Here is a 15,141-nt window from a genome sequence, read left to right on the forward strand (position 1 = left end):
GTCAGTGTTTTTCTTTTATCAGGTTACGGCCATCTTTTGGCCGTAACAGCATAAAGGTAAAGGCTGAAATCAGGGTGATAACCCCCATAGTAATAAAGGTATAGTGGAACTGCTCTACGGTATTATTACTGTCAAACCCTTCGTAAAACCGCAGTACCGCAGCGCTGACCGCCACCCCAAGACTGATGGAAAGCTGTTGCGTCACGGCCAGCACACTGTTGCCGCTGCTGGCGTTCTCATCCGTCAGATCGGCAAGCGTAATCGTATTCATTGCCGTGAACTGGGTCGACATCGCCATGCCCAGAATGAACAAGGGTAAGATCAACAACCAGATCTCCATTGACGGTGACTGTAGCGAAAACTGTGCAATCATCAGTCCGATAAAGAGCGTAATCCCAACCAGTGTCCTGCGATAACCCAGACGGCGAAGGACCTGTGTAACCAGGGATTTAGCCAGAATGGATCCCATAGCGGTCGGTGCCATCATGCAACCAGCAATCAGCGCGGAATACCCAAATCCAACCTGTAACATCAGCGGCATTAAAAATGGCACACAGCCTGTTCCCAGCCGCGAAGCGATATTGCCGGCAATGCCCACGGAGAAGGTGCGCGTTTTAAACAGGTTAAGCGAAATCAGTGGGGTGGGGTGGCGACGCGCATGACGTATATATAGAAGGAATAACGCAATCCCACTGAAGATGACGGCAAAAGCCAACCAGCTTGCCACTATCTTTTCACCAAACAGCTCCATCCCGCAGGAAAAAAGCACCAGACTGAGGCCGAACAGGAAGAAGCCGCCCGTGTCGAAACGCTTACGCGGCGTCGTAAAGTTGGGCATGTATTTGCGCGCATACAGCAGGCCAGCAATGCCGATAGGAATGTTAATGAGGAAGATCCAGTGCCAGGTGGCCCAGGTAACTAACACCCCGCCGAGAACCGGGCCGAGTATAGGGCCCACCAGACCTGGCATGGTCACAAAGTTCAGGACGGGTAGTAGTTCGCTGCGGGGATAGGCCCGGAGCAGCGCAAGACGTGCAACAGGCATCATCATCGCACCACCAATGCCCTGCAGAACACGGAAAAGTACCAGCGAGGTGAGTGAGGTGGAGAGTGCGCAGGCCAGAGAGCCAAGGGTGAATAAACTTACGGCCAGCATAAAGACGCGGCGGGTGCCGAATCTGTCCGCCAGCCAGCCGCTGGCGGGGATCAGCATGGCCACGGTTAACGTATAGCTAATAATGGCGGACTGCATCGCCAGAGGGGAGCGGTTGAGGCTCTCAGCAATCGCGGGAAGAGCGGTGTTTAATATGGTGGCATCCAGTGCCTGCATAAAGAAAGCCATCGCCGCAATCCACGGCAATCCGGCCATACTGCGGTGTTTTTTCTCAGTCATGCGGGGTCCTGTTATTTGGCCGCAGGTGCGTTAGGCGTATTTAAGAGTATCTGGCAGGCCTTAAAGGCGCCTTCTCCATTACCATCCTGAATAGCATCAACAATAGCCTGATGAAGATCGAGCTTAATCACCTGATCCTGTGTGATGGAGGTGAAGTAGGTGTGATAGACCGAATGGAAGAGTGCGGCGAAAGAAATAAGGAAGGGATTTGCGCTCATGGCATAGATATGTTCATGCCAGGCCATATCCACTTCAATCCAGCGCTCGCGGTTAAAATGCTTTTTAAGCCATACCATCTCTTCCATTAATGTATTCAGACGCGCTTTCTGTTCTGCTTCCCCTGATACGGCCGCGAGATGGCAAGCCTGAGGTTCGAGGCTACTGCGCATAATCAGGAAGTGTTGAATAACATCCTGAAAGTTATCCTCGCGCATCCACCATGACAGTAACTCTTTATCCAGAAAGTTCCAGTTCTCCCGGGGCATGACCCGGGTGCCTATGCGGGGGCGCGGAAGCACCATACCTTTTGCTGTTAATGTCTTTACCGCTTCCCTGACCGCCGTACGGCTTACGCCAAACTGTTCCCCTAACTCTATTTCGCCTGGCAGAATACTTCCGGGAACATATTCACCTTTAAGGATCTGCTGTGCGAGTTTCTCAGCCAGCATCCAGGAAAGGTTCTTTTGAGCCGCAAGCTGTTGTGCATTTAAAGACATTGATGGGTTCCTGGTTTTACTTATTCATTTGTTAGTATGCCATCCGGTATATCTCTGTGGTGGTAAAAACAGCAAATTAGCGCCGTTATGCTCTATTTTTCCCCAGCTTGTTGAAAAAAGAGACGGTTGAAAAGTTTTTTGAATTTTAGACTTGTCAGCCCGGAATAACTCCCTATAATGCGCCTCCACTGACACGGAACAACGGCACACACGCCGCCGGGTCAGCAGGGTGTTCCGGTGAGATTCACTGAGAAGCCCGCAGAGAAAAGCGAAAATAAACGCTTGACTCTGAAAGAGGAAAGCGTAATATACGCCACCTCGCAACGGTGAGCGAAAGCCGCGTTGCACTGCTCTTTAACAATTTATCAGACAATCTGTGTGGGCACTCAAAGTGACATGGATTCTTGATGTCCTCGGACAAAAAATGAATACCAAGTCTCAAAGAGTGAACACGTAATTCATTACGAAGTTTAATTCTACGAGCATCAAACTTAAATTGAAGAGTTTGATCATGGCTCAGATTGAACGCTGGCGGCAGGCCTAACACATGCAAGTCGAACGGTAGCACAGAGAGCTTGCTCTCGGGTGACGAGTGGCGGACGGGTGAGTAATGTCTGGGAAACTGCCTGATGGAGGGGGATAACTACTGGAAACGGTAGCTAATACCGCATAACGTCGCAAGACCAAAGAGGGGGACCTTCGGGCCTCTTGCCATCAGATGTGCCCAGATGGGATTAGCTAGTAGGTGGGGTAATGGCTCACCTAGGCGACGATCCCTAGCTGGTCTGAGAGGATGACCAGCCACACTGGAACTGAGACACGGTCCAGACTCCTACGGGAGGCAGCAGTGGGGAATATTGCACAATGGGCGCAAGCCTGATGCAGCCATGCCGCGTGTATGAAGAAGGCCTTCGGGTTGTAAAGTACTTTCAGCGGGGAGGAAGGCGATATGGTTAATAACCGTGTCGATTGACGTTACCCGCAGAAGAAGCACCGGCTAACTCCGTGCCAGCAGCCGCGGTAATACGGAGGGTGCAAGCGTTAATCGGAATTACTGGGCGTAAAGCGCACGCAGGCGGTCTGTCAAGTCGGATGTGAAATCCCCGGGCTCAACCTGGGAACTGCATTCGAAACTGGCAGGCTTGAGTCTTGTAGAGGGGGGTAGAATTCCAGGTGTAGCGGTGAAATGCGTAGAGATCTGGAGGAATACCGGTGGCGAAGGCGGCCCCCTGGACAAAGACTGACGCTCAGGTGCGAAAGCGTGGGGAGCAAACAGGATTAGATACCCTGGTAGTCCACGCTGTAAACGATGTCGACTTGGAGGTTGTGCCCTTGAGGCGTGGCTTCCGGAGCTAACGCGTTAAGTCGACCGCCTGGGGAGTACGGCCGCAAGGTTAAAACTCAAATGAATTGACGGGGGCCCGCACAAGCGGTGGAGCATGTGGTTTAATTCGATGCAACGCGAAGAACCTTACCTACTCTTGACATCCAGAGAACTTTCCAGAGATGGATTGGTGCCTTCGGGAACTCTGAGACAGGTGCTGCATGGCTGTCGTCAGCTCGTGTTGTGAAATGTTGGGTTAAGTCCCGCAACGAGCGCAACCCTTATCCTTTGTTGCCAGCGATTCGGTCGGGAACTCAAAGGAGACTGCCAGTGATAAACTGGAGGAAGGTGGGGATGACGTCAAGTCATCATGGCCCTTACGAGTAGGGCTACACACGTGCTACAATGGCGTATACAAAGAGAAGCGACCTCGCGAGAGCAAGCGGACCTCATAAAGTACGTCGTAGTCCGGATTGGAGTCTGCAACTCGACTCCATGAAGTCGGAATCGCTAGTAATCGTGGATCAGAATGCCACGGTGAATACGTTCCCGGGCCTTGTACACACCGCCCGTCACACCATGGGAGTGGGTTGCAAAAGAAGTAGGTAGCTTAACCTTCGGGAGGGCGCTTACCACTTTGTGATTCATGACTGGGGTGAAGTCGTAACAAGGTAACCGTAGGGGAACCTGCGGTTGGATCACCTCCTTACCTTAAAGAACCTGCCTTTGCAGTGCTCACACAGATTGTCTGATGAAAAGTAAATAGCAAGGCGTCTTGCGATTGAGACTTTGTGTCCCCTTCGTCTAGAGGCCCAGGACACCGCCCTTTCACGGCGGTAACAGGGGTTCGAATCCCCTAGGGGACGCCACTTGCTGGTATGTGAGTGAAAGTCACCTGCTGATATATCTCAAAACTCATCCTCGGGTGACGTTTGAGATATTTGCTCTTTAAAAATCTGGATCAAGCTGAAAATTGAAACAACACCCTGTCTCTTTTCTCCGTAATAAGAAAAGAAAAACAGGCGTGTTTGAGTCTCTCAAATTTTCACGACACTGAAGCGTTTTACGAAACAGCTTCGGGTTGTGAGGTTAAGCGACCAAGCGTACACGGTGGATGCCCTGGCAGTCAGAGGCGATGAAGGGCGTGCTAATCTGCGATAAGCGCCGGCGAGGTGATATGAACCCTTGACCCGGCGATACCCGAATGGGGAAACCCAGTGTGACTCGTCACACTATCATGTCATGAATACATAGTGGCATGAGGCGAACCGGGGGAACTGAAACATCTAAGTACCCCGAGGAAAAGAAATCAACCGAGATTCCCCCAGTAGCGGCGAGCGAACGGGGAGGAGCCCAGAGTCTGAATCAGCAAATGTGTTAGTGGAAGCGTCTGGAAAGTCGCACGGTACAGGGTGAAAGTCCCGTACACGAAAACGCATCTGTTGTGAACTCGAAGAGTAGGGCGGGACACGTGGTATCCTGTCTGAATATGGGGGGACCATCCTCCAAGGCTAAATACTCCTGACTGACCGATAGTGAACCAGTACCGTGAGGGAAAGGCGAAAAGAACCCCGGCGAGGGGAGTGAAAAAGAACCTGAAACCGTGTACGTACAAGCAGTGGGAGCACCTTCGTGGTGTGACTGCGTACCTTTTGTATAATGGGTCAGCGACTTATATTCTGTAGCAAGGTTAACCGTATAGGGGAGCCGCAGGGAAACCGAGTCTTAACTGGGCGTTAAGTTGCAGGGTATAGACCCGAAACCCGGTGATCTAGCCATGGGCAGGTTGAAGGTTGGGTAACACTAACTGGAGGACCGAACCGACTAATGTTGAAAAATTAGCGGATGACCTGTGGCTGGGGGTGAAAGGCCAATCAAACCGGGAGATAGCTGGTTCTCCCCGAAAGCTATTTAGGTAGCGCCTCGTGAATTCATCTCCGGGGGTAGAGCACTGTTTCGGCTAGGGGGCCATCCCGGCTTACCAACCCGATGCAAACTACGAATACCGGAGAATGTTATCACGGGAGACACACGGCGGGTGCTAACGTCCGTCGTGAAGAGGGAAACAACCCAGACCGCCAGCTAAGGTCCCAAAGTCATGGTTAAGTGGGAAACGATGTGGGAAGGCACAGACAGCCAGGATGTTGGCTTAGAAGCAGCCATCATTTAAAGAAAGCGTAATAGCTCACTGGTCGAGTCGGCCTGCGCGGAAGATGTAACGGGGCTAAACCATGCACCGAAGCTGCGGCAGCGACACTATGTGTTGTTGGGTAGGGGAGCGTTCTGTAAGCCGTTGAAGGTGGCCTGTGAGGGCTGCTGGAGGTATCAGAAGTGCGAATGCTGACATAAGTAACGATAAAGCGGGTGAAAAGCCCGCTCGCCGGAAGACCAAGGGTTCCTGTCCAACGTTAATCGGGGCAGGGTGAGTCGACCCCTAAGGCGAGGCCGAAAGGCGTAGTCGATGGGAAACAGGTTAATATTCCTGTACTTGGTGTTACTGCGAAGGGGGGACGGAGAAGGCTATGTCGGCCGGGCGACGGTTGTCCCGGTTTAAGCATGTAGGCGGAGGTTCCAGGTAAATCCGGTACCTTTTAACGCTGAGGTGTGATGACGAGGCACTACGGTGCTGAAGTGACAAATGCCCTGCTTCCAGGAAAAGCCTCTAAGCATCAGGTAACACGAAATCGTACCCCAAACCGACACAGGTGGTCAGGTAGAGAATACCAAGGCGCTTGAGAGAACTCGGGTGAAGGAACTAGGCAAAATGGTGCCGTAACTTCGGGAGAAGGCACGCTGGTGCGTAGGTGAAGTGACTTGCTCACGGAGCTGAAACCAGTCGAAGATACCAGCTGGCTGCAACTGTTTATTAAAAACACAGCACTGTGCAAACACGAAAGTGGACGTATACGGTGTGACGCCTGCCCGGTGCCGGAAGGTTAATTGATGGGGTTATCCGTAAGGAGAAGCTCTTGATCGAAGCCCCGGTAAACGGCGGCCGTAACTATAACGGTCCTAAGGTAGCGAAATTCCTTGTCGGGTAAGTTCCGACCTGCACGAATGGCGTAATGATGGCCAGGCTGTCTCCACCCGAGACTCAGTGAAATTGAACTCGCTGTGAAGATGCAGTGTACCCGCGGCAAGACGGAAAGACCCCGTGAACCTTTACTATAGCTTGACACTGAACATTGAGCCTTGATGTGTAGGATAGGTGGGAGGCTTTGAAGCGTGGACGCCAGTCTGCGTGGAGCCAACCTTGAAATACCACCCTTTAATGTTTGATGTTCTAACGTGGACCCGTTATCCGGGTTGCGGACAGTGTCTGGTGGGTAGTTTGACTGGGGCGGTCTCCTCCTAAAGTGTAACGGAGGAGCACGAAGGTTAGCTAATCCTGGTCGGACATCAGGAGGTTAGTGCAATGGCATAAGCTAGCTTGACTGCGAGAGTGACGGCTCGAGCAGGTGCGAAAGCAGGTCATAGTGATCCGGTGGTTCTGAATGGAAGGGCCATCGCTCAACGGATAAAAGGTACTCCGGGGATAACAGGCTGATACCGCCCAAGAGTTCATATCGACGGCGGTGTTTGGCACCTCGATGTCGGCTCATCACATCCTGGGGCTGAAGTAGGTCCCAAGGGTACGGCTGTTCGCCGTTTAAAGTGGTACGCGAGCTGGGTTTAGAACGTCGTGAGACAGTTCGGTCCCTATCTGCCGTGGGCGCTGGAGAATTGAGGGGGGCTGCTCCTAGTACGAGAGGACCGGAGTGGACGCATCACTGGTGTTCGGGTTGTCATGCCAATGGCACTGCCCGGTAGCTAAATGCGGAAAAGATAAGTGCTGAAAGCATCTAAGCACGAAACTTGCCCCGAGATGAGTTCTCCCTGAGACTTTAAGTCTCCTGAAGGAACGTTGAAGACGACGACGTTGATAGGTCGGGTGTGTAAGCGCAGCGATGCGTTGAGCTAACCGATACTAATGAACCGTGAGGCTTAACCTTACAACGCCGAAGCTGTTTTGGCGTGAGAAACACGATTTTCAGCTGATTCCAGAATTAAGTGCGCAATAATTTACGCAGCAGCAAGGCGGCCAGCGAAGGAAAGGAAGGAGCATACTGAGGTATGTGACTGACTTTGCGAGCGCAGGCAACGCGGCTGATGCGATAAAAGATTGCGTACAGAGCACAAAGAATTTGCCTGGCGGCACTAGCGCGGTGGTCCCACCTGACCCCATGCCGAACTCAGAAGTGAAACGCCGTAGCGCCGATGGTAGTGTGGGGTCTCCCCATGCGAGAGTAGGGAACTGCCAGGCATCAAACAAGTGAAGAGCCCATCCTGACGGATGGGCTTTTTGCGTTTCTGCTGCAAAAAAACCACCTGACGGTGGCTATCCTACGCTTATTCACCCCTTTTTGATGATTCCCGCCACTGGAGTACAAATTCCACGATCTGTGGAATATCATTAATATCCAAATTCGGTACATCCAGAGTAAGCGGAATATCACTGGCAACGGCAATAACATGTGTATCAACGCTGAGTTCGCTGATGTCATGCCCGCATCCCTGACGAAATAACAGGATTTTGGGAACGGCTTCATCTTTGAACCCTTCCACCAGCACCAAATCCAGCGTGGATGGATCCATCCGGCTGACTAACCAGGCAAGATCCACATCAGGTTCTTCAGGGGTTTCCGTGATCAATGCCCAACGACGAGCACTGGCCACAATGGTCTGCGCGGCACCTGCTTTACGTAACCTGTAACTGTCCTTTCCTGGTTCATCCACATCCATATCATGATGAGTATGCTTAATCAGCCCAGGCCGTAACCCCTTTTCACACAGCGCCGTGATGAGTGCTTCTAAGAGGGTCGTCTTACCTGTACCACTCCATGCGGCAATAGCCAGCAGTGGAATTACACTTTGTCTTCCCAACGTGCTAAATCCTCCGGCGTATTTACGTTAATAAACGCCTGCGGCCTGTCGCTGAAATCGACGGAACGTCCACCTGCGCTCTTTAAAAAAACCATGACTCTGCGCTCACCCCTATCAATATAGTGTTGAAGCTCTGGCACAATATCCCGATGCATTAATGCAATGGTTGGATGATCGCGTTCACCATCATGCACCCATATGGCCCGAGAGGCTGCTGTCGCAGGATATAAACGTATAGCCAGATCAGCAGGGATAAAAGGGGTATCGCAGGGCGAAAATAAAAACCAGTCACTGTCCCACTGCGACATCACTGAAAGCATTCCAGCCAAAGGACCCGGATAGTCGGCAATACAATCCTGAATTACGGGCAATCCACTCGCCCGGTACACTTCCAGGTTGCGGTTTGCACTGACAACAAGGTTATCCACTTGCGGCCTCAATAGGTGCGCCACGTGCTGCCATAAAGGTTTACCTTTTAATTCAAGCAGGCCCTTATCTTGCCCACCCATACGTGAGGCTTTGCCTCCCGCCAGAATGACACCCGTTACCCTACCCATGCCAATCACCTTACCGCCTCTTTTATTGTGGGTTTGACCCTGCTAACGTATCTGCACCCAGAGTAAGGAGCACGACCATGAAATGTAAACGTCTGAACGAAGTTATCGAACTCCTTCAGCCCGCATGGCAGAAAGAGCCGGAATTAAATCTGATCCAATTTTTGCAGAAACTGGCAAAGGAGTCAGGTTACGAAGGCGAACTGAGTGATTTAAGTGATGACATTCTGATCTACCATCTGAAGATGCGTGATTCTGAAAAAGATGCCGTCATCCCAGGACTTAAAAAAGACTATGAAGAGGACTTCAAAACCGCCTTACTGCGCGCGCGTGGCGTAATTAAAGAGTAAAAGCTTGTAAGAGGCGCCACCGAAAGCGCAGTGAAATGATATCCTGAATCATTCGTTTTTATTTGCGGATAATGGGATGAACCATAACGCTTTTACTTTCCAGACTCTTCATCCAGACACCATTATGGATGCGCTGTTTGAGCTGGGATTACGGGTCGATTCGGGCCTGACGCCGCTCAACAGCTATGAAAATCGGGTCTATCAGTTCCAGGATGAAGATCGTCACCGCTATGTGGTGAAGTTTTATCGCCCTGAGCGTTGGTCCGCCGATCAAATTCGGGAAGAGCATCAGTTTGCCGGGGAACTTCTGAATGACGAGGTTCCCGTCGCCGCCCCCCTTTCATTTCATCAGCACACGTTATTAACCCACCAGGGTTTTTACTACGCCGTTTTCCCCAGTATGGGGGGGAGGCAGTTTGAACCCGATAACCTTGATCAGATGGAGTGGGTGGGTCGTTACCTTGGACGCATGCATCAGACAGGGCGTAAATCCTGCTTTACCCATCGTCCTGACATTGGCGTGAAAGAATATCTCATTGAACCCAGGCAGGTATTTGAGACTACAACACTTATACCATCGGCATTAAAACCCGCTTTTCTGAGCGCGGCTGATAAGCTTATTGATGCAGTAATGGCGCAATGGCACTCCCGCTTTACCAGCCTCCGGCTGCACGGTGATTGTCATGCCGGGAATATACTCTGGCGAGATGGCCCTTTATTTGTGGATCTTGATGATGCCCGCAATGGCCCGGCCGTACAGGATCTCTGGATGCTTTTACATGGTGATAAAGCCGAACAGCGTATCCAGCTTGAGACAGTTATCGAAGCGTATGAAGAATTTTGTGAGTTCGATACGGCGGAATTAAGCCTTATTGAACCCTTACGGGCCATGCGCCAGGTGTATTACCTGGCATGGATAATCCGCCGTTGGGAAGATCCTGCTTTCCCAAAAAACTTCCCGTGGTTGACCGGAGAAGATTACTGGCGTGAACAAACTTCTACTTTTCTCTGGCAAGTGAAGGCGCTTCAAGAGCCGCCTTTGCAATTAACGCCATTTTATTAATGTGACACATCCTGGAGAGTATTAACCATGAAGAAAATTTGGCTGGCGCTGGCGGGAATGATTCTGGCATTTAGCGCATCTGCTGCTCAGTTCAGTGACGGCAAACAGTACATCACACTTGATAAGCCAGTAGCGGGAGAACCACAGGTACTTGAGTTTTTCTCATTTTATTGCCCACACTGCTACGATTTTGAACATGTCTGGCATATCGCGGATGCGGTAAAACAGAAGCTGCCGGAAGGCACTAAAATGACCAAATACCATGTGGAGTTCCTCGGCCCGCTGGGTAAAGAGATGACGCAGGCATGGGGCGTAGCAATGGCACTGGGAGTGGAAGATAAAATTACCGCGCCTATGTTCGAAGCGGTACAGAAAACACAAACCGTTCAGAGCGTTGCCGATATTCGCGATGTCTTTATTAAGGCGGGCGTAAAAGGTGAAGAGTACGACGCTGCCTGGAATAGTTTTGTGGTGAAATCCCTGGTTGCTCAGCAGGAAAAAGCAGCAGCCGACCTGCAGTTACGCGGCGTCCCTGCCATGTATGTCAACGGTAAATACCAGGTGAATATGCAGGGCATGGATACCAGTAGTATGGATATCTTTGTTCAGCAATATGCCGATACGGTAAAATTCCTGGTCGAGAAGAAATAAAAAAACGCCGGTCATTGACCGGCTTTTTTATATTCATTTTTTAGCGCGCTGAGTTGCTTGTCTTTTTCATCCCAAAGATTATTCAGCCATTGCTGAAAACCACGCTTGAAATGCTTATCTCCAACGTAATCGCCATGCAGTTCTTCTTGAACAGGCAATACGTTCACGCGAATGACAATGCGGGTGAGTTTCCCGCTAAGCATGTCATAAAACGGCTTTGCGTCATTTTCCGGATAGCACAAGGTGACGTTAAGTAATTTATCGAATTGCGAACCCAACACGCTCAGCGTCATTGCGATACCTGCGGCTTTTGGCGGTAACAGATTCGTAAATGACGAGCGGGTGTTAAGGCGTTTTTCTTCCGTAAAGCGTGAGCCTTCAACAAAGTTTACGATAGTTGTCGGGTGCGTACGAAATTTCTCGCATGAGCGGCGGGTTGTCTCGACATCTTTACCGCGACGCTCCGGGTGGCGGATAAGATAGTTGCGCGAGTACCGACGCATAAAAGGCATATCCAACGCCCAGCATGCGAGTCCGATAAAAGGCACCCAGGCGAGCTGTTGTTTAAGGAAATACTTATTCATGGGGATATGCTTACGAAAAAGCACACAGAGCACCACGATATCCGCCCAGCTGTGGTGGTTACAAATAAGCAGATACCAGTTTTTCTTATTAAGCCCATCCAGGCCTTCAATATCCCATTGTAAATGTGGATTCAGGCGCAACAACCGGGCCAGCCCCTGACACCAACAATACATCATGAAATTACAAAAAACGGAAATGGCGCGCCATAAGGGGGGTACAGGTAAAAGCAGCTTTATCATACCGGCCATAATGATGGGCACAGCACAGAGAATGGTCACCACGATGGTAAGCACACTGCTTATCATTAAGGTAAAAACAGCGAGTAATCTCGACATAATTAATTTATTCAAAACGTTAATAGCAAAATGGTGTTTTAACGAGGCGCAAGGCGGCGATTCTACCAGAATATGCCCGGCGTTTTTGTAGAAAGGAGGTCTGATTTCCGCAACGTCCGAACGAGGACGTAAGTAAGGCTTTTTTCTTATATCCACAAAGAGCAAATAATCGCCAAAACGCAATAATGATCGCTAATATTTTTTTAAGCTATTGAAAATAAAGTATAGATACAATTCTGCGATCGTCAGTAATGCACAATAATCCAGACCGGAAGAAACAATTCACAAACTTATCCACAGATAATTCGCGCATGCGATCTCCAGGATCGTCAATTCTTTGCGAGCAATGAGGGCGAAAAACTGATGTTTTTGCTCGTATGTGGCATCCTTTAACCATAAATTGATAAACAGGCATGGTCATCATGGTTCAGATCCCAGAAAACCCCCTTATCCTCGTAGACGGTTCTTCCTACCTTTATCGCGCCTACCACGCGTTTCCTCCGCTGACTAACTCAGCGGGAGATCCTACCGGTGCGATGTACGGCGTGTTGAATATGTTACGCAGCTTGATTTTGCAGTATCAGCCTACGCATGCGGCGGTGGTATTTGATGCGAAGGGTAAAACCTTCCGCGATGAACTCTTTGAACACTATAAATCTCACCGTCCTCCAATGCCGGACGATCTGCGCGCGCAGATTGAGCCTCTTCACGAAATGGTCCGGGCGATGGGGTTGCCGCTGATGGCGGTATCCGGGGTGGAAGCGGATGATGTCATTGGTACACTTGCCCGTGAAGCGGAAAAGATGGGGCGTCCGGTGTTGATAAGCACGGGTGATAAAGACATGGCGCAACTGGTAACACCAGGGATCACCCTCATTAATACGATGACCAATACCATTCTTGGGCCGGAAGAGGTGGTGACGAAATACGGTGTTCCACCTGAACTGATTATCGACTTCCTGGCGCTGATGGGTGACTCGTCGGACAACATTCCTGGCGTACCGGGCGTGGGGGAGAAAACTGCACAAGGTCTGCTTCAGGGGCTGGGTGGGCTGGATACGCTTTATGCAAATCCGGATAAAATTGCCGGACTCTCTTTCCGCGGAGCCAAAACTATGGCCGCGAAACTTGAGCAGAATAAAGAGGTCGCCTACCTCTCCTACAAACTGGCGACCATCAAGACGGATGTGGAACTCGAACTGACCTGCGAGCAGCTTGAGGTCCAGCAACCTTCAACTGAAGCGCTGGTGGATCTGTTTAAAAAGTATGAATTCAAGCGCTGGATTGTTGATGTCGAAGGCGGGAAGTGGCTGCAGGCAAAAGGGGCTAAACCCACTGCTACTCCTAAGGAACCTGTCGTTGTTGAAGAGGATGCAACGCCTGCCGTGCAGCTTTCAGCAGAGAATTATGTCACCATTCTTGATGAGTCTGTGCTGCAGGAGTGGATCACGAAGCTAAAAAAAGCGCCTCTCTTTGCCTTTGATACAGAAACAGACAGCCTGGACAATGTCAGTGCCAACCTGGTAGGACTCTCATTTGCAATCGAACCTGGCGTGGCGGCCTATGTGCCTGTCGCGCATGACTACCTCGATGCGCCTGAACAGATTTCGTGCGAAAGGGCACTGGCGTTGCTCAAGCCGCTGCTGGAGGACGAAAACGCGTTGAAAGTCGGGCAAAATCTGAAGTTCGACCGCGGCATCCTGCAAAACTACGATATTGAGCTTAGGGGGATCGCCTTTGACACTATGCTTGAGTCCTACATTCTCGACAGCGTAGCCGGGCGCCATGATATGGACAGCCTTTCTGACCGCTGGCTGAAGCATAAAACCGTCACCTTTGAAGAGATCGCAGGTAAAGGCAAGAACCAACTCACTTTCAATCAGATAGCGCTTGAACAGGCAGGGCATTATGCCGCGGAAGATGCGGACGTTACCCTTCAGCTGCATCTGAAAATGTGGCCGGAGCTGCAAAAACACGCAGGCCCCCTGAATGTCTTTCAGAATATTGAGATGCCGCTGGTGCCCGTCCTTTCGCGTATCGAGCGTAATGGCGTCAATATTGATCCCGCTGTTCTGCGTAAACACTCATCTGAGATTGCATTGCGCCTGACAGAACTGGAAAAGAAAGCGCACGAGATTGCCGGCGAGCCGTTTAATCTGGCCTCAACCAAACAGCTGCAAACCATCCTCTTTGAAAAGCAAGGCATAAAACCCCTGAAAAAAACGCCGGGCGGCGCGCCGTCTACGTCAGAAGAGGTGCTGGAGGAGCTGGCGCTGGATTATCCGCTGCCAAAAGTCATCCTCGAACACCGTGGTTTATCGAAGCTGAAATCAACCTATACCGACAAGCTGCCGCTGATGATCAGCGAGAAAACAGGCCGTGTGCACACCTCTTACCATCAGGCGGTGACGGCGACAGGGCGTTTGTCCTCAACCGATCCAAACCTGCAAAACATTCCGGTGCGTAACGAAGAAGGCCGTCGTATCCGTCAGGCGTTTATTGCGCCGAAGGATTATGTGATTGTCTCTGCCGACTATTCACAAATCGAGCTGCGTATCATGGCGCACCTGTCTCGTGACAAAGGCCTGCTGTCTGCATTTGCTGAAGGCAAAGACATTCACCGCGCCACCGCGGCCGAAGTCTTTGGTATGCCACTGGAAAGCGTGACGAATGACCAGCGTCGCAGCGCGAAAGCCATTAACTTTGGTCTGATCTACGGCATGAGCGCGTTTGGATTGTCGCGCCAGCTCAACATTCCGCGTAAAGAATCGCAGAAGTATATGGACCTCTATTTCGAACGTTATCCGGGCGTTCTGGACTATATGGAGCGTACCCGCGCACAAGCGAAAGAGCAGGGCTATGTTGAAACGCTTGAAGGACGCCGCCTCTACCTGCCAGATATTAAGTCCAGTAATGGTGCTCGTCGTGCCGGTGCTGAGCGTGCGGCAATTAACGCTCCGATGCAGGGTACTGCCGCTGACATCATCAAGCGCGCCATGATCGCGGTAGACGCCTGGCTGTTAAGCGAAAAACCCCGCGTGAAAATGATCATGCAGGTCCACGATGAACTGGTATTTGAAGTCCATAAGGATGATGTGGATGCGGTGTCGAAAAAGATCCATGAACTTATGGAAAGCAGCACCACCCTGGATGTGCCGTTGCTGGTGGAGGTAGGTAGTGGGCAAAACTGGGATCAAGCGCACTAAGTATTCGTCTGCAAAGGCCATTTTTATGTAAGTAAGCAACA

At 50.9% G+C, this 15,141-nt stretch carries 9 protein-coding genes, 1 tRNA gene and 3 rRNA genes; 8 read left to right on the forward strand and 5 right to left on the reverse strand.

Annotated elements, in window-relative coordinates:
* Window position 1: 1 nt before the first annotated feature.
* Entirely contained in the window at window positions 2–1,393 is a 1,392-nt protein-coding gene (gene mdtD, locus M1D91_RS00070; RefSeq protein ID WP_437433106.1) for a multidrug transporter subunit MdtD, read from the reverse strand.
* Between the two features lie 11 nt (window positions 1,394–1,404).
* Window positions 1,405–2,109 carry a FadR/GntR family transcriptional regulator gene (locus M1D91_RS00075; RefSeq protein ID WP_437433107.1) on the reverse strand — a complete coding sequence of 235 codons (705 nt, stop codon included), beginning with the start codon at window positions 2,107–2,109 and terminating at the stop codon, window positions 1,405–1,407.
* 493 nt (window positions 2,110–2,602) lie between these two features.
* On the opposite strand from M1D91_RS00075, the gene M1D91_RS00080 reads away from it, so the two are divergent.
* The 4 genes from M1D91_RS00080 to rrf all read left to right on the forward strand — a co-directional run bounded on the left by M1D91_RS00080 (window position 2,603) and on the right by rrf (window position 7,736).
* Window positions 2,603–4,142, forward strand: a 16S ribosomal RNA gene (locus M1D91_RS00080).
* Window positions 4,143–4,226: 84 nt separating this feature from the next.
* Window positions 4,227–4,302 (forward strand) — tRNA-Glu (locus M1D91_RS00085).
* 218 nt (window positions 4,303–4,520) lie between these two features.
* Window positions 4,521–7,425 (forward strand): 23S ribosomal RNA (locus tag M1D91_RS00090).
* A gap of 195 nt (window positions 7,426–7,620) precedes the next feature.
* A 5S ribosomal RNA gene (gene rrf, locus M1D91_RS00095) occupies window positions 7,621–7,736 on the forward strand.
* Together the 16S, 23S and 5S rRNA genes with 1 tRNA gene alongside form the textbook arrangement of a ribosomal RNA operon.
* A gap of 86 nt (window positions 7,737–7,822) precedes the next feature.
* Here rrf and mobB read toward each other — a convergent pair.
* Window positions 7,823–8,356: a molybdopterin-guanine dinucleotide biosynthesis protein MobB gene (gene mobB / locus M1D91_RS00100; protein WP_437432182.1), complete on the reverse strand. Its 534-nt coding sequence runs from the start codon at window positions 8,354–8,356 to the stop codon at window positions 7,823–7,825.
* On the reverse strand, window positions 8,338–8,913 hold the full coding sequence (gene mobA / locus M1D91_RS00105; protein ID WP_437432183.1) for a molybdenum cofactor guanylyltransferase MobA: 576 nt from the start codon (window positions 8,911–8,913) through the stop codon (window positions 8,338–8,340). Before mobA ends, mobB begins: the two co-directional genes overlap by 19 nt.
* A 77-nt stretch (window positions 8,914–8,990) precedes the next feature.
* Between mobA and M1D91_RS00110 the strand changes: the two genes are divergently transcribed.
* The 3 genes from M1D91_RS00110 (at window position 8,991) to dsbA (ending at window position 10,974) form a co-directional block, all read left to right on the forward strand.
* Window positions 8,991–9,260, forward strand: coding sequence for a YihD family protein (locus M1D91_RS00110; protein ID WP_437432184.1), 270 nt, complete (start codon window positions 8,991–8,993; stop codon window positions 9,258–9,260).
* A gap of 76 nt (window positions 9,261–9,336) precedes the next feature.
* Window positions 9,337–10,323 carry a serine/threonine protein kinase gene (locus M1D91_RS00115; RefSeq protein WP_437432185.1) on the forward strand — a complete coding sequence of 329 codons (987 nt, stop codon included), beginning with the start codon at window positions 9,337–9,339 and terminating at the stop codon, window positions 10,321–10,323.
* Between the two features lie 27 nt (window positions 10,324–10,350).
* Window positions 10,351–10,974: a thiol:disulfide interchange protein DsbA gene (gene dsbA, locus M1D91_RS00120; protein ID WP_437432186.1), complete on the forward strand. Its 624-nt coding sequence runs from the start codon at window positions 10,351–10,353 to the stop codon at window positions 10,972–10,974.
* Window positions 10,975–10,985: 11 nt separating this feature from the next.
* Here dsbA and M1D91_RS00125 read toward each other — a convergent pair whose 3' ends face one another.
* Window positions 10,986–11,894 (reverse strand): acyltransferase, encoded by a 909-nt coding sequence (locus M1D91_RS00125; protein ID WP_437432287.1) that lies wholly within the window; start codon window positions 11,892–11,894, stop codon window positions 10,986–10,988.
* 422 nt (window positions 11,895–12,316) lie between these two features.
* On the opposite strand from M1D91_RS00125, the gene polA reads away from it, so the two are divergent.
* Complete coding sequence (gene polA, locus M1D91_RS00130) at window positions 12,317–15,100, forward strand: DNA polymerase I (RefSeq protein ID WP_437432187.1); 2,784 nt, start codon at window positions 12,317–12,319, stop codon at window positions 15,098–15,100.
* Window positions 15,101–15,141 lie beyond the last annotated feature (41 nt).

Source organism: Enterobacter sp. SA197, assembly GCF_054131575.1.